We start from the raw sequence: 14,685 nt of genomic DNA, 5'->3' as shown, positions 1-14,685 counted from the left end.
GCGCACGGGTATTCCGGCACTACCGCAATTCGATCTTCGGCGGCTCGCCGTAGAACCGTCGCAGCTGCGCGGCCACCTCCGGCAACGCCTGCTGCAGCAGATCCGGTGCCGAGAAGTGGTACTCGCTGGCCACCGCGAAGAACTCTTCCGGCGCCTCGGCCGCATACGGATCGATCAGCGTCTCTTCGCCCGCATCCACCTGCGCACAGAAGGCGTCGTAGGCGCGCTGGAAGGTGGCTGCCCATTCGCGCTGCCATTCGCGCGGCAGCGGCGGGGTGCCGTCCATCGCGCCATCCAGCGCATCCAGCTTGTGCACCATCTCGTGCACTGCCACGCAGTAACCCTCGTGCGGCGCCGCCAGGTCGGCCTGCACGTCGGCCCAGGACAGGATCAACGGGCCGCTGTCCCACGACTCGCCGATCAGCTCGTCATCCCACTCGTGCAGCACGCCCGCCGCATCCATGTGGCTGCGGTGCACGCGGAACGCATCGGGGTAGACGATCAGCTGCGACCAGCCTTCCAGCCCCACCTCGCCGAACTCCAGCAGCGGCAGGCAGCACAGCGCGGCCAGCAGCACCCCGTCACCGGCCTGCAGCTGCAGCTCGCCGATCGGGGTGATGGTCTTCTCGTGCAGGAAGCGCGTGGCCAGTACGCGCAGGCGCGCGCGGCGTTCGTCGTCCAGGCCGTGCAGCCAGGCCGCGCGGCGGCAGGCGTCTTCCCAAAGTGCATCGTCGATCGGCCGCGGCGCAGGCCGCAGCCACTGCAGCAACGACTTGATCAGCGGAACATTCCCGGCAGGTAGCTGTGCCACTTCGGCGCACGGATGCGTTGCAGCACGTCATCGTCGCTGCCACCGCCGCCGGTGCTGGTGGCACTGCTGGCGGCCGGGCGTACCGCCGCCGGCTTGGTGGTGGCGGCCGAGGCGGTCGCGGTCGGCGCGCGCTGCGAGGCGGCATCCCCGTTGGACGACACGCAGGCGCCGCGGCTGTCGTCCAGCGCTGCTGTCGCAGACGCCGCGAAGGGCATCATCAGCAGGATCAGGCAATGGGCATAACGGCGCATTGACGACATCCACGTTAAGGGAGGGTGAGTTCCCGATTCTAGCCCGAACCCGGCGCCCTGTTGGAAGCCCCTGCGGAACCCAGCGTGGCGGGCGTCGCTGGCGGCTTTCCCGCATAATTCCTTCCTGACTTCGTGGAAGCTGCCGTGGACGATCGCCAATTGCTGGCCAAACTCGCTGCCGGTCGCCTGTCCGGCGACGCCCTGGCCCGTGAGCTGGGCCAGACCCGCGCGGCAATTTGGAAGCGTATTCAAGGGCTTAGGGCCGCCGGTGTGGACGTCGAGGGCCGCGCCGGCGAAGGCTATGGCCTGACCCGCCCGGTCGATCTGCTGGATTCGGACGCGATCCGCGCCGGTCTGCCGGCCGGGGTTCTGCCGCTGCTGCACGACCTGCAGGTGGCCTGGACGGTGGATTCGACCAACGCCGAATTGCTGCGTTGCAGCGCGCCCCAGCGCGGGGTCGGCGTCCTGCTGGCCGAACGCCAGACCGGTGGCCGTGGCCGTCGTGGCCGCAGCTGGGCCTCGCCACTGGCCGCGCATATCTACCTGTCGGTGCTGCGCCTGTATTCCGGTGGCCTCGGCCGCCTGGCCGGGCTGAGCCTGGTGGCGGGCATCGCCGTGGCCGAGGCGCTGCACGACCTGGGCTATACCCAAGCGCAGCTGAAGTGGCCGAACGACCTGATCGTCGATGGCAACCGCAAGCTGGTCGGCCTGCTCGCAGAAGGCGGTGGCGAATACGCCGGCCCGGCGCGCGCGGTGATCGGCATCGGCATCAACACGCACATGCCGCCGTCGTTCGCCGAGCAGATCACCCAGCCGTGGGTGGACCTGGACACGCTGGCTGGCAAGCCGGTGGACCGCAACGTGGTCGTCGCTGCCGTGCTGACGCGGCTGCTGCCGGCGCTGGAAGAATTCGACCGCGAAGGCCTCGCTCCGTTCCTGCCGCGCTACGCCGCCTTCGACATGCTGGCCGGCCGCGAAGTACGCGTGGAACTGGACGGGCAGTGGCAGCACGGTACCGCGCTTGGCCTGGCCGATGACGGCGCATTGCGCGTGCGCATCGATGGCCGGGAACGCCTGCTGCATGCCGGCGAAGTCAGCGTGAGGGCAGCATGAGCGATTGGTTGTTCGACCTGGGCAACTCGCGCTTCAAGTTCGCGCCGTTGCAGGGCGACCGCGCCGGTGACGTGCAGGCCTGGGCGCATGGCGCCGAAGGCATGGCCGGGCAGCCGCCGCACAGCCTGCCCAGCGGTACCACCGCGTTCGTGGCCAGCGTGGCCGCGCCGTCGCTGACCAGCGCCATGCTGGACCAGCTGCAGCGCCGCTTCGAGAACGTGCATGTCGTGCGCACCAGCGCCGAGTGTGCCGGCGTGCGCATTGCCTATGCCAAGCCGGAAAAGTTCGGCGTCGATCGTTTCCTGGCCCTGCTGGCTGCCGCAAAGGCACAGCGCCCTGTGCTGGTAGTCGGCGTGGGCACCGCACTGACCATTGACCTGCTCGACGCCGATGGCCAGCACCACGGAGGCCGCATTTCCGCATCGCCCACCACCATGCGCGAGGCGCTGCACGCGCGTGCGGTGCAGCTGCCGGCGACCGGCGGCGACTACAGCGAGTTTGCCAACGACACCGCCGACGCGCTGGCCTCCGGCTGCGACGGCGCCGCGGTGGCGCTGATCGAACGCAGTGCGCAGCAGGCGCACTCGCTGCTGGGCGTAGCGCCCTCGCTGCTGGTGCACGGTGGCGGCGCACCGGCGCTGATGCCGTTGCTGCCCGGTGCCGATTACCACCCCTCGCTGGTGCTGGATGGCCTCGCCCGCTGGGCGGTGCACCAGCCCGCAGGCTAGTATCCGCGCATGCTGACCCGTGCCCTGATCGTCGTACTGGCCATTCTCAATCTTGGCGTCGCCTGCTGGTGGCTGCTGCGCGATGCACCGCAACCGCCCGCGCCGCCGCCGCAACCGGCCGGTGTGGCCGAGCTGCGCTGGGTGCCCGGTGGTGCGGATGCCGCTGCGGCCGCCGAAGCGACTGCTGCAGCCCCGACCGCGCCGCTGATGGAACGCGAACCGGCGGCGAAGACGGCTGCGGCTGCGACGCCTGCGCCGGCTATGCCGGCAAAGCCGGAAATTGCCAAGCCGCAGACGGCAGAGGCTGTGCCGGTTGCTACCGCTGCGAAGCCGGTAGCGCCACCCGCACCCGTTCCGGCACCGGAAAAGCCCGCAACCCCGCCCGCGGCTGCTGAGCCAGCGCGCTGCGTCGCGCTGGGCCCGTTCGCCGACCGCGCCGCCGCGAGCAGTGCGCAAGGCAAGGCCAGCACGCTGCTGAGCCAGGTGCGCCTGCGCGAACAGCCCGCTGCCAGCGGCAGTGCCCGTTACCGGGTGATGCTGCCGGCCGCCGCCAGCCGCGACGAAGCGCAGGCCACGGTGAAGCGCATCGTCGCCGCCGGCCTGGGTGACTACTACATCATCAGCCAGGGCGAGGAGGCCAACGCCGTGGCGCTGGGCCAGTACCGAAACCGCGAAGGCGCCGAACGGCGCATGGCGGCGGTGCAGGCCGCCGGCTTCCAGCCGCGCCTGGTCGCCAGCGGCGACGCCGGCCAATGGTGGCTGGAAGGGCAGCTGGCGGCGGGCACGCAGCCGGCCCAGGCCCAGCAGCGCAGCGGGGCGGCACAGAGCCGGTCGCTGGAATGCGCGCGGTTGCGCTAGAATCCCTGGACCGCGGCGCTGCCGCCGGTGCACCACCCATGCCGCTTTAGCTCAGTCGGTAGAGCAACTGATTTGTAATCAGTAGGTCGTCCGTTCGATTCGGACAAGCGGCACCACTTGGGATCTCCGTTACGCCCCGGAAGCAGGGGGTCAGCGAGAAAGGCCAGCGCAGTGCGCTGGCCTTTTCGCGTTCAGGCCTACTGCAGACGAATCAACTCGTTTCCAATCTGCTGGCACCGTTGCAGCATCGACTCGCCGGATGGCGTTCCAAGCCGGATGGTGCCGTCCACCAGCAACGGATAGGTCTCAAGCCGCACACGATAGGCCTGCTGGGACGAGATGCGTACTGCCCGATCACCTGAAGCAAGCGGGGCTCCGGGCAAGCTCTCTTCCTTGATGAGCCCGTTGATCTTGAGCTGGGCACACAGCCCTGCGTAGTAGGCGCTTCTTTCGTCGCGCGCTCGCGGATGCCTGGTAGCGTGCCCCAATGCGTGAAGGCTCTCGTGCGCAACCAGGTCAACGAGATCCGCGAAGGCTTGTCGTTGATCGCCGTAGACGTGCGATGCAAGTGCAAGCGTCCTGCCTGTCGCAAAGCGGCCAAGCGATCTTGTCCGTATTGCCCCCGCAGTGCCTTCCGGCACGAGCAGGATCCGATAGCTGTTGGATGCCGCCGGTATCCATGACTCGGCCAGGTCCGCCGCCGCATCGATCCGTGAACAGACATCTTCAGCAACGATCACAAGCCCATCCGCGATCTGCAGGCTGATGCTCCGCTCAGTGTTTGCACAGCGGTGGACGTGCGTAGTGCCTACGGCGTTTCGCCCGGGAAGCAGGGAAGCAGTGTGGAAGTAGCGGAGAGGGCCCAGAGGAACAGAAACAACTTCGGTGTATCCAGCTGAGGCAACCCCTTTGGGAACCGCAGTAGTAGTGCAGCCTGAAAGCAAAACGGTGCAGACACCGAAAAGGAACATCGCGACTCTGTACATCCCGCCCCCGTGTAGAAGCGGGATGGATGCCCCCGCTCCGGTGAGTTAACCAGTAGCAAATTGGCATGCACAAGTGTGGCGCTGAGTGATTGACGCAATCGCGCACCTCACACTCGAGGTAATAGCTCGCCTTTCATCGCTTCTCCCAAAAGTGCGGGTGCCCAAGGCGCACCCGCATCCCCTGCTGTTTACTACCCAGCAGTGGGTCTGCCTGATTCGATGGCTGGGGGCGTGGCGTTATAAGGCTGCACGCTGGGGATCTGAACGTTCCGCATTACTGAGCCCCGCCTACCTGCAACGCCACATACTCCGCCAGCCCCCGGCAGGCCAGCATCAGCCCTTCGCGCGTGCCATCGCCGATGCCGTCTTTCTCTTCCCCGTCCACGCGCACACGCTCGGCGGCGTGGTACAGCTCCAGCAGCGACACCAGGCCCACCGCGGCGCGATCCCGGCGAGCGGCGGCCACGGCCTGGCCGGGTGTGCTGGCCGGCCCTTGCCACGGCTGTCCGTCGGCGGCATCACCGGCGCGGATGCGCTGCAGGCAGCCGGGAAGGTTGATCGGCGCGGGTGCCTCGTTCGCAGCGGCAAAAGCGGCTTCCAACGGTTGCGCCAGTTCGGGCGGCAGTCGCAGGGCGGCCTCGCCCAGTGTGGCGGTCAGGTATGGGTGGTGGGGCTTGGACATGCGGGCATCCTCGTGCGGAACAGAGGTGCCACCGGAGAAGGGTGGCGGGCGATACGTGGTTTCCAATCCCGGGACTGAATGAGCCGGTGGGCACGAGGCCCCCACGCACCGCCCGCCGTCGATCGGCGAACGGATTGCCAGCCGGCGCCGCTCTTGAGAAGACGGCGCCGGCTGGCAAGCGTATACAGCTTTCAGTCTTCGGGTTGGAAATCCCGGCCACCCCGCTGAAGGTGGCAATTCATCATGCGCACGCGAAGTCACCGCCTGCCAGTCGTTTGTTTCGATGACATCGGGTGATCTGAGAGGAAAAATGAATTATCGCCTTTGGCCCGTTTCGAGCATCGCAATGCCAGAGGCGACATATCGCGCAGTGCCGTGATCCACGATAAATCAGGCCGTGCCATCGCTCTCGCACTGGCCATGGCGGGCCACGGTGTAAAGCTGGCTTAACCAGCCCGGCGGCGCTTCAGGACCACCCTACCAGACCTGAATCCCCATGCGCGGCACCCGGTTCTTGATATTCCTCACGGAAAGCCCGCCACGCCCCATCGCATACTGCCGCCACAGGCCCACCCCGGGCCCCTCGGGATCCGATCATGCGTCGCCACGCCCTGCCGCTCACCGCCGCACTGTTGTCCACCGTTTTCGTGGCCCCGGCCATGGCCGCGGTGCCGTTCTTCAACGCCAGCTGCCCGGGCGGCATCGACGTGCACGCCGACGAAGGCGGCCCGGTCTACGTGCAGGGCCGCGAGGCCACGCTGAAACGCTTCAACGACCGCTATTTCGAAGCACGCGACGCCAACAGCGGCATCACGTTGTCGATCAGCCGCAGCGATGACGGCACGCCGCAGATCAGCTACACCGGCCGTGGCGGCGCCAATGGCATCTGCCAGGTCAGTGCCAGCGGAATGCCCGCGCCCGCCGCAGATGGCGCACACCCCCGCGAGGGTGCTACCGGCGATGCCGCGCTACCGCGCGAAGTCACCTGCGAATCCACGGGCCAGCAGCAGGTGTCGTGCGATCTGAACACCCGTGGCAACGTCGAAATCGTGCGCCAGCTCAGCCGCACCCGCTGTGAGGAAGGCAAGAACTGGGGGCTGGCGCGGCATTCGGTTTGGGTCAACGGCGGCTGCCGCGCGGTGTTCCGTAACGTGTCCTCGGTGACTACCCCCGCACCGGCAGGTGATACCGCACTGGGCTCCTGCAATATGCGCAAGGGCGCGCAGGGCACGCTGGTGACCCAGATGCCGGTGGGCAACGATTACCAGGAACTGATCATCGATTATCCCGAAGGCCGCTTCCTGTGCATGATGCGCAACAACGGCCAGGTGCAGAGCCTGACGCCGGTTCGCCGCCGCGGCGGTTGAGGAGCCGCGGCGGCGAACCCGCCGTCGGCCACGTGTCTGAAGGGGGCAATGCGGCGCGCGTTGCCCCTGTTTCGTTACTGCTGGTTTACCGGGTCATTGCCCTTCTTGTAGGTGTACCCGGTGACATCCCAGCCGCCGCCATGGCCGGATGAGGGTTCTACCCAGGTGAATTCCCACGTCTGCAGGGAGCCATCGGGAAGCAGGTTTTCCACCCGATAGATCTCACCGGGAATGCCCTGCTCCGGCAGCTTGCCGGGAATCGATCCGTCCGAGCGTGCAGACGCGCCCCCGACGGAGAACGCCTGTCGTTCCACCTGTACGTTGCCGTAGCCCTGTGGGGCGAACGACGGCTTTACCCGCTGCGCCACCCAGTCGAGCACCTTGCGTGCGCCCGCCGTCTGCATGGGATACGCATCGGTGGTCACCGTATGCGTGATGCGTTGCGAGGGTGCACTGGCAGCGGCGGGAAACAGTCCGCCCAGGGCAATTGCCAGTACCGCCAATCCATTGAGTGCATGTTTCATGCGCGTGGTGCTCCATGATTGAGGAAGTGAAACGGCACCTTCAGGGTGCCGGCGCAGCGTGGAGACAACATCAGCTTCGCGTAAGAGGCGAAACCGACCGTGGTGTGAAGTGGATCGCGGAAGATTGAATTCCTGACGACCCAGCGCTGGAATGCCTGACCGGATAGGGCTGCCAGGCCGCGGCGATCTGGCCAATGCCCTGCTGCACCGCCGCGAGTGGTGTCACACAGCTCTGGCTAGACTGTGCTTCTTTTTCCCCACCGCAGGAGGCACCCATGGCCCATCCCATCTCCGTATCCCTGATTGGTGTTCCCACCGATGTCGGTGCGGGCCATCGCGGTGCACGGCTGGGGCCGGAAGCGCTGCGCGTGGCGGGCCTGCCGGAGGCGCTGGAAGCGCGCGGCGTGGACGTGCGCGACCTGGGCAACCTGGATGGCCCGCGCAACCCGTGGACGGCGCCGGTGGAAGGCTATCGCCACCTGGATGAAGTGGTGGCGTGGAACCATGCGCTGATGGAAGCCAGCTATGCCGAACTGCAGGCCGGGCGCATGCCGATCATGCTTGGCGGCGACCACTGCCTGGGCATCGGTTCGATCACCGCCGTGGCGCGCTGGTGCCGCGAGCAGGGCAAGACCCTGCGCGTGCTGTGGCTGGATGCGCACTCGGATTTCAACACCAGCGATGTGACCCCGTCGGGCAACATCCACGGCATGCCGGTGGCCTGCCTGTGCGGCCTCGGCCCGGACGCGCTGACCCGCCTGGGTGGTACGTCGCCGGCGATCACCCCGGCGCAGATGCACCAGATCGGCATCCGTTCGGTGGACCCGGAAGAGAAGCGCCTGATCAAGACCCACAAGGTGGATGTCTACGACATGCGCTACATCGACGAGAACGGCATGAAGCGCGCGGTGGAAGCAGCGCTGGCCGGCATCGACGAGAACACCCACCTGCATGTCAGCTTCGATGTGGACTTCCTCGACCCAAGCATCGCGCCGGGCGTGGGCACCACCGTGCCGGGCGGGGTGAACTACCGCGAGGCGCAGCTGGTGATGGAGATGATCGCCGACACCGGGCGCATGGGATCGCTGGATATCGTCGAGCTCAACCCTTTGCTGGACAAGCAGAATGCCACCGCCGAGCTGGCTGTGGACCTGGTTGAAAGCCTGTTCGGCAAGTCCACCCTGATGCGCGACTGAGCTCCCGGCCTGAACGGATCGCCGAACCGTTCACACCCGCTCCACGCCCCTGCCGCCAGATTGCACTTCACGCGGCGGCAGTGGGCATTGGTGCCCTCCCGCCGAGCGAAAGAATCCCATCCGCGAATGAAGCGGTATAGCGGCGAACCCAAGGAGAAGCCCATGAAGCGCGTAGTTGCCCTGATGCTGTTGTCGATGTTCTCGGTGGCCCTGCTGGCCGGTTGCAACACCGTTGCCGGTGCTGGCAAGGACGTGCAGAAGGCCGGTGAAAAGGTTGAGGACGCCGCCAAGGGCAAGTGAGCCCGGCGCGGACTGGAAAGCGAAAAGGCCGGGAATCATCCCGGCCTTTTCGTTTGTGCTTTTCGCAGTACGACTGTCGAAGCGGAGTGAACCATTCAAGCAGGTGAGCATGTATTTCATTGCCGGTTGACCGGTACTCAACAGCCGCTGCGCGAAGCTGGAGCCACGGTAAGAACGCCGTTGCAACCAAGGACACCCAGCAATGAACAAAGACATCATTTCCGGCAAGTGGTCGCAGCTTAAGGGCAAGGCCCAGGCCAAGTGGGGCGATCTGACCAACGACGACTTCGATGTGGCCGAAGGCAATGCCGAATACCTGGCTGGCCGCCTGCAGGAACGTTATGGCTGGGCCAAGGACCGCGCCGAGAAGGAGGTCCGGGATTTTGAAGACAGCGTGCGCAAGGACTATCCGGACTACAAGTAAGCACTTCGGTTTCCCCCACGACACGACGCCTGCACCGTAAGGTTGCGGGCGTCGTGTTGTCTGCGCGGGTCGATCAACGTGCCGGCGGGTCCGGCACGTAGCGGTTGGGGAATGCCTGCGGTTCACGCGGCAGGCGCGAGGGCGAATCCACCAGGATGCCGCGCGCACGCAGGTTGCGCGCGCTGTCGTAGCGCAACTGCAGTACCTGGGCCGGACTGCGGCTGGCACGTTCGAAGTCGGTATCGCGTACCGAGGACTGTTCGCGCGCGCCATGGCCGGTACCCAGCGCCGGGGCCCGCGACTTGCTGGCGTAGCCCTCGATGCGGCTGGCGCTGGCGTTGGCACTGGCATCGGCCGCAGCTTCGGCCGATGCCGGGGCGGGCAGGCCACGGCGCAGGATCGGCTCCGGACGCCAGCGGCGCGCTTCCTCGAAGACGGCCACGCCCACCACACCGATGTTGTCCGGGCGGCCGGTGCGGCTGGCATAGCTGCCACTGGGGCTGCTGAACACGAACTGCGCCACTTCGTCCTGGCTCTTGCGCCAGCCGGTGATGTCGGCGCGCTGGCCGGGGTTGAGCACGTAGCCGGTCTGCGAGGGATCGGCATCTTCGCCGGAGATGGCGTTGACGCCGTCCACCGACAGCACCACCAGCACCCGGCGCGGGCTGTCGTTGTACAGGCGCACGGCATAGCGGTGGCCGCGCTCGCCGGCCACCCAGCGCTGGCCTTCGGCCGGATAGCTGCGCAGTTCGGTACCGCGGTCGCGGTCGACCAGGGCCATGCGCACGGGGCCGCCCTCGTACACCGGCGGCGGCATCGGGGCCGGGCGGAAGCCGGCCAGGGGCAGGATCAGCAGCAGGGGCAGCAGGCGTTTCATCGGGGGTCTCCAGCGGGGTTGCGTGAATGAACGCGCCGCGGGCCCTGACGGGGTTGGTGGCGTGCAAGGTAAACTGGCCCCGTTCATCGAAGGTTACCCCACGCAGTCATGACGACCCGAGTCCTTACCGGCATCACCCCCTCCGGCACGCCCCATCTGGGCAACTACGTTGGCGCCATCCGTCCGGCCATCGCGGCCAGCCGCGCGCCGGGGATCGAGAGCTTCTTCTTCCTGGCCGACCTGCACAGCCTGATCAAGTCGCAGGACCCGCAGCGCACCCAGCGCGCGACCCTGGAGATCGCGGCCAGCTGGCTGGCCTGCGGCCTGGACCCGGAACATGTGTGGTTCTATCGCCAGAGCGACATCCGCGAGACCACCGAGCTGATGTGGTTCCTGACCGCCATCGCCAGCAAGGGCATCCTCAACCGTGCGCACGCCTACAAGGCCGCGGTGGACAAGAACCGCGAGGACGGCGTGGACGAGGACGCAGGCGTCAGCGCCGGCCTGTTCATGTACCCGGTGCTGATGGCCGCCGACATCCTGATCTTCAAGGCCAACCAAGTACCGGTGGGCCGTGACCAGATCCAGCACATCGAGATGGCGCGCGATTTCGCGCAGCGCTTCAACCACGTGTACGGCAAGGAGTACTTCCCGCTGCCGGACGTGGTGATCGACGAGCAGGTGGCAACGCTGGCGGGCCTGGATGGCCGCAAGATGAGCAAGAGCTACCACAACACCATTCCGCTGTTCGTGCCGCGCGAGGAGCTGAAGAAGCTGGTGTTCTCGATCCTGACCGACTCGCGCGCACCGGGCGAGCCGAAGGACACCGAAGGCTCGGCGCTGTTCCAGATGTACCAGGCGTTCGCCACGCCGGAACAGACGGCGGAGTTCGCCAAGGCGTTCGCTGCGGGCATCAGCTGGGGCGATGCCAAGCAGCAGCTGTTCGAGCGCATCGACAGCGAGCTTTCGCCGCTTCGCGAGCGCTACAACGCGCTGATGGCCGAGCCGGAGAAGATCGAAGCACTGCTCAAGCGCCGTGGCCAGCAGTTGCGCGAGCAGCTGGCGGCACCGCTGCTGGACGAGCTGCGCCATGCCGTGGGCCTGCGCGACCTGTCCACCGCCGGTGACATCGCCAGCGAAGATGCCGGCGTGGCCCGCGCGGCGCCGCCGCTGTTCAAGCAGTATCGCGAGAAGGATGGGCGCTTCTACTTCAAGCTGACCGCCGGTGACGGCACGCTGCTGATCCAGAGCGAAGGCTTCGATTCGCCGCGCGATGCGGGCCAGCTGATCGCGGTGATCAAGCAGGCAGAGCAGGGGGACCAGCTGCAGAGCGAGCTGTTCAAGCTGGAAGCGGACGTGGATGTAGTGCTGGCCGCGCTGGCCGTTCTGCGCGAAGCGTAAGGGGTCGTGCCCGTGGCATGATGTCCGCGCGCCGCCGGCGCGATGACATGGAGTCTGCGATGGCCTGGTTGTCGCTGCTGCTGTTCCTGCCCTGGTTCCTGCTGCTGGGCAGCCTGTACTGGCTGTTCCCGCGCCAGCCGCGCACCGCGCGGCGGCGCCTGTTCGACGGCGCCACCCTGGTGCTCGCGTTCGCCCTGAGCATCGCGTCGATGCTGTGGGGCTACCGCATCGGCGTGGTGCAGCCTGCTGCCGGCCCGATCTGGCCGCAGGTGCTGGCGGTGCTGTACGCCTATGGTGCGTTCCTGGCAGTGCTGGTGCTGGCGTTGCTGTTGCGGCCGCGGTTCGCATTGCGCTCCGGCTGATCGGTAGTGCCGGCCGCTGGCCGGCACTACCCGACCAAAGCCGCATCGAACCCGGCCCGCCAGCGCGCCTAACATGGGGGTCTATTCCCGATCCTGCCAGGTGCGTGCCGATGACCGCCGACCCCAGCATCCACACCATCGATACCGGCTTCCAGCGCCCGGATTTCGACGCGGCCTACCTGATCGTCGAAAACGGCCGCGCCGCGTTCGTCGACTGCGGCACCGGCCTGTCGGTGCCGGCGATGCTGCAGGCACTGGCCGACGCTGGCCTTGGCGTGGAGGCGGTGGACTGGCTGCTGCTCACCCACGTGCATCTGGATCATGCGGGCGGTGCGGGCCTGCTGATGCAGCAGTTGCCGAATGCGAAGGCGGTACTGCACCCGCGCGGTGCGCCGCACATGATCGACCCTGCCCGGCTGATCGCCGGTGCCACGGCGGTGTACGGCGCCGAAGAGATCGCGCGCAGCTATGGCCGCATCGAACCGATTCCCGAACAGCGCGTGGTGGTGGCCGAAGACGGCCACCGCATCGACCTGGCCGGCCGCGAGCTGTTGCTGCTGCACACGCCGGGCCATGCGTTGCACCACTATTGCGTGTGGGATGCGCGCAGCCGCAGCTGGTTCACCGGCGATACGTTCGGCATCTCCTACCGCGAGCTGGACAGCACGCAGGGCGCTTTCATCTTCCCGACCTCTTCGCCGGTGCAGTTCGATCCGGAGGCGATGAAGGCCTCGATCCGGCGCATGCTCGATTACGCGCCGCAGGCGATGTACCTGACCCACTATGGGCGCGTGCAGCAGGTGGAGAAGCTGGCCAACGACCTGTTCGAGCAGATCGATGCGATGGCGACCATCGGCCGCCAGTGCGACGGCCGGCCGGACCGCCACCGTTGCCTGCTGGCGGCGCTGCAGGCGCTGTACCTGGAACGTGCACAGCTGCATGGCTGTGCGCTGGACCAGGCGGCGGTGACCGCCGTGCTGGCGATGGACATCGAGCTCAACGCACAGGGCCTGGCCTGCTGGCTGGACCGCGTCCGCCAGTAGATCCGCGCCATGCGCGGATGAGGCGACTCCATGCTGCGCGGCGATGTCACGACCACGTTACACTCTGGTGACTTCCAAGCTAGCCGTGGTATTGCCGTGAATCCGATGCGCGTGTTGCTGCTGTCGTCCTGCCTGTTCGTCGGTGGCCTGGCCCATGCGGCCAACGACTTGCCGGGCGGCGGCATCGATCCGCAGGCACTGTCGCGCCATGTGCGCGTGCTGGCATCGGATGAATTCGAGGGCCGCGCGCCGGCCACCGAGGGCGAAGAGCGCACGGTGCAGTACCTGATCGAGCAGTTCCGCAGCTATGGCCTGCAGCCGGGCGGCGTGGACGGCAGCTGGGTGCAGCCGGTGCCGCTGGTGCGCGCGCAGCTGGAGGGCGCGGCCAAGGCCAGCTTGTCGCTGAAGCAGGGCAAGCGTGCGCTGGCCAATGGCGTGGACGTGACCCTGCAGAGCCTGCAGCCGCGCAAGCGCGTGCAGATCAAGGACGCGCCGCTGGTGTTCGTCGGCTACGGCATCGACGCGCCGGAACGCCACTGGAACGACTACAAGGACGTGGACCTGCACGGCAAGATCGCCGTGGTACTGATCAACGATGCCGATTTCGAAGCCGATGCACCGGGCGCATTCGACGGCAAGGCGGTGACCTACTACGGCCGCTGGACCTACAAGTTCGAGGAAGCCGCGCGCCGTGGTGCCGAGGGCGTGCTGATTGTGCACGAGACCGCGCCGGCGGCCTACGGCTGGGCCACGGTGAAGAGCTCGGGTACCTCGCCGCTGTTCGACATCGAGCGCGGCCAGGCCGAGGCGATGGCGCAGCACACGCCGCTGCGTGGCTGGATGCAGCGCGAGCTGGCTGAGGCGATCTTCGCCGACGCCGGCCTCGACTTCGATGCGGAGAAGCGCAAGGCGATGCGTGCCGACTTCCGCCCGGTGGCGCTGGACAACGCGAAGCTGAGCGTGGATTTCGCGCTCAAGCGCGAGCAGGTGGTGACCCGCAACGTGGTGGCCAAGCTGCCCGGTGGCGAGCATGGCGACGAAGCGGTGATCTTCTCCGCGCACTGGGATGCGTTCGGCATCGGCCAGGCCGACGCCAAGGGTGACCGCATCCGCCGCGGCGCGATCGACAACGCCACCGGCGTGGCCACGGTGCTGGAACTGGGGCGCGTATTCGCCGCCGGCCCGCAGCCGCAGCGCACGCTGTACTTCGTGGCGCTGACCGCCGAAGAGAAGGGTCTGTTGGGTGCCAGCTACTACGCTGCGCATCCGCTGGCGCCGCTGGACAAGACCGCGGCGGTGCTGAACATCGAGATGTTCAGCCCGGATGGCGCGACCCGTGACATCGCCTCATGGGGCAAGGGCCGGGTCTCGCTGGAAGGCGACCTGGAACGCGTGGCCAAGGCCCGTGGCCGCAGCTACAGCCCGGACCCGAACCTGGAAGCCGGCTTCTTCTACCGCGCCGATCACTTCGCCTTCGCCCGTCTGGGCGTGCCGGCGATCACCATCGGTCCGGGCCTGGACAAACTGGACGGCGGGGTTGAAGCCGGCCGCGCGCTGCGCGAGAAGTACTTCGCCGACTGCTACCACCAGGCCTGCGATGCCTGGACCCCGAGCTGGGACCCGAGCGGCCACGCTGCCGATACCCTGCTGGTCTACGACCTGGGCGCCGAGCTGGCCAACAGCCGCCGCTGGCCGACGTGGGAAAAGGAGTCGGAGTTCCGTGGCGCGCGCGACAAGAGCGAAGCGGCCCGCCGTTGAGGTA

17 protein-coding genes and 1 tRNA gene are annotated in these 14,685 nt (G+C 67.4%); 12 read left to right on the top strand and 6 right to left on the bottom strand.

Annotated features, from left to right (window positions below; all coding sequences use genetic code 11):
• Window positions 1–19 precede the first annotated feature (19 nt).
• Together B9Y82_RS19195 and B9Y82_RS19190 are read right to left on the bottom strand one after the other, a co-directional pair.
• Window positions 20–811 (bottom strand): zinc-dependent peptidase, encoded by a 792-nt coding sequence (locus B9Y82_RS19195; RefSeq protein WP_202908137.1) that lies wholly within the window; start codon window positions 809–811, stop codon window positions 20–22.
• Window positions 778–1,062 (bottom strand): hypothetical protein, encoded by a 285-nt coding sequence (locus B9Y82_RS19190; protein ID WP_014035646.1) that lies wholly within the window; start codon window positions 1,060–1,062, stop codon window positions 778–780. The genes B9Y82_RS19195 and B9Y82_RS19190 overlap by 34 nt, the downstream gene beginning before the upstream one ends.
• 144 nt (window positions 1,063–1,206) lie before the next feature.
• On the opposite strand from B9Y82_RS19190, the gene birA reads away from it, so the two are divergent.
• The 4 genes from birA (at window position 1,207) to B9Y82_RS19170 (ending at window position 3,877) form a co-directional block, all read left to right on the top strand.
• Window positions 1,207–2,175 carry a bifunctional biotin--[acetyl-CoA-carboxylase] ligase/biotin operon repressor BirA gene (gene birA / locus B9Y82_RS19185; RefSeq protein ID WP_100474930.1) on the top strand — a complete coding sequence of 323 codons (969 nt, stop codon included), beginning with the start codon at window positions 1,207–1,209 and terminating at the stop codon, window positions 2,173–2,175.
• A complete protein-coding gene (locus B9Y82_RS19180) occupies window positions 2,172–2,903 on the top strand; it encodes a type III pantothenate kinase (RefSeq protein WP_100474929.1) in 732 nt (243 codons plus the stop codon). The genes birA and B9Y82_RS19180 overlap by 4 nt, the downstream gene beginning before the upstream one ends.
• A 9-nt stretch (window positions 2,904–2,912) precedes the next feature.
• Window positions 2,913–3,761, top strand: a complete 849-nt coding sequence (locus B9Y82_RS19175; protein ID WP_100474928.1) for an SPOR domain-containing protein — start codon at window positions 2,913–2,915, stop codon at window positions 3,759–3,761.
• 40 nt (window positions 3,762–3,801) lie between these two features.
• Window positions 3,802–3,877 (top strand) — tRNA-Thr (locus B9Y82_RS19170).
• An 81-nt stretch (window positions 3,878–3,958) separates the two neighbouring features.
• Here B9Y82_RS19170 and B9Y82_RS19165 read toward each other — a convergent pair.
• Window positions 3,959–4,501: a hypothetical protein gene (locus tag B9Y82_RS19165; protein ID WP_100474927.1), complete on the bottom strand. Its 543-nt coding sequence runs from the start codon at window positions 4,499–4,501 to the stop codon at window positions 3,959–3,961.
• Window positions 4,502–5,021: 520 nt separating this feature from the next.
• Window positions 5,022–5,429: a hypothetical protein gene (locus B9Y82_RS19160; protein WP_100474926.1), complete on the bottom strand. Its 408-nt coding sequence runs from the start codon at window positions 5,427–5,429 to the stop codon at window positions 5,022–5,024.
• A gap of 596 nt (window positions 5,430–6,025) precedes the next feature.
• Here B9Y82_RS19160 and B9Y82_RS19155 point away from each other — a divergent pair.
• The gene (locus tag B9Y82_RS19155; protein WP_100474925.1) at window positions 6,026–6,796 is read left to right on the top strand and encodes a DUF3011 domain-containing protein; all 771 of its coding nucleotides are present in this window, start codon (window positions 6,026–6,028) and stop codon (window positions 6,794–6,796) included.
• Between the two features lie 74 nt (window positions 6,797–6,870).
• Here the strand turns inward: B9Y82_RS19155 and B9Y82_RS19150 are convergent, their stop codons facing one another.
• A complete protein-coding gene (locus tag B9Y82_RS19150; protein WP_100474924.1) occupies window positions 6,871–7,320 on the bottom strand; it encodes a hypothetical protein in 450 nt (149 codons plus the stop codon).
• Window positions 7,321–7,595: 275 nt separating this feature from the next.
• On the opposite strand from B9Y82_RS19150, the gene rocF reads away from it, so the two are divergent.
• The 3 genes from rocF to B9Y82_RS19135 all read left to right on the top strand — a co-directional run bounded on the left by rocF (window position 7,596) and on the right by B9Y82_RS19135 (window position 9,240).
• On the top strand, window positions 7,596–8,516 hold the full coding sequence (gene rocF, locus B9Y82_RS19145; RefSeq protein WP_004153767.1) for an arginase: 921 nt from the start codon (window positions 7,596–7,598) through the stop codon (window positions 8,514–8,516).
• A gap of 162 nt (window positions 8,517–8,678) precedes the next feature.
• Window positions 8,679–8,816, top strand: a complete 138-nt coding sequence (locus B9Y82_RS19140) for an entericidin A/B family lipoprotein (RefSeq protein WP_014035659.1) — start codon at window positions 8,679–8,681, stop codon at window positions 8,814–8,816.
• 202 nt (window positions 8,817–9,018) lie between these two features.
• A complete protein-coding gene (locus B9Y82_RS19135) occupies window positions 9,019–9,240 on the top strand; it encodes a CsbD family protein (RefSeq protein ID WP_019661831.1) in 222 nt (73 codons plus the stop codon).
• Window positions 9,241–9,313: 73 nt separating this feature from the next.
• Here B9Y82_RS19135 and B9Y82_RS19130 read toward each other — a convergent pair whose 3' ends face one another.
• Window positions 9,314–10,117, bottom strand: a complete 804-nt coding sequence (locus B9Y82_RS19130; RefSeq protein WP_100474923.1) for a hypothetical protein — start codon at window positions 10,115–10,117, stop codon at window positions 9,314–9,316.
• Between the two features lie 108 nt (window positions 10,118–10,225).
• Between B9Y82_RS19130 and B9Y82_RS19125 the strand changes: the two genes are divergently transcribed.
• The 4 genes from B9Y82_RS19125 (at window position 10,226) to B9Y82_RS19110 (ending at window position 14,681) form a co-directional block, all read left to right on the top strand.
• Entirely contained in the window at window positions 10,226–11,518 is a 1,293-nt protein-coding gene (locus B9Y82_RS19125) for a tryptophan--tRNA ligase (protein ID WP_100474922.1), read from the top strand.
• A gap of 59 nt (window positions 11,519–11,577) precedes the next feature.
• Entirely contained in the window at window positions 11,578–11,880 is a 303-nt protein-coding gene (locus B9Y82_RS19120) for a hypothetical protein (RefSeq protein WP_100474921.1), read from the top strand.
• A 110-nt stretch (window positions 11,881–11,990) separates the two neighbouring features.
• Entirely contained in the window at window positions 11,991–12,923 is a 933-nt protein-coding gene (locus tag B9Y82_RS19115; RefSeq protein WP_100474920.1) for an MBL fold metallo-hydrolase, read from the top strand.
• Window positions 12,924–13,028: 105 nt separating this feature from the next.
• A complete protein-coding gene (locus tag B9Y82_RS19110; RefSeq protein ID WP_100474919.1) occupies window positions 13,029–14,681 on the top strand; it encodes a M28 family metallopeptidase in 1,653 nt (550 codons plus the stop codon).
• Window positions 14,682–14,685: the final 4 nt, after the last annotated feature.

This window comes from Stenotrophomonas maltophilia (genome assembly GCF_002799155.1).
GTDB lineage: Bacteria > Pseudomonadota > Gammaproteobacteria > Xanthomonadales > Xanthomonadaceae > Stenotrophomonas > Stenotrophomonas maltophilia_R.
The sequence above is the reverse complement of the archived record's forward strand: the minus strand, read 5'-3'. Positions and strand labels throughout refer to the sequence as shown.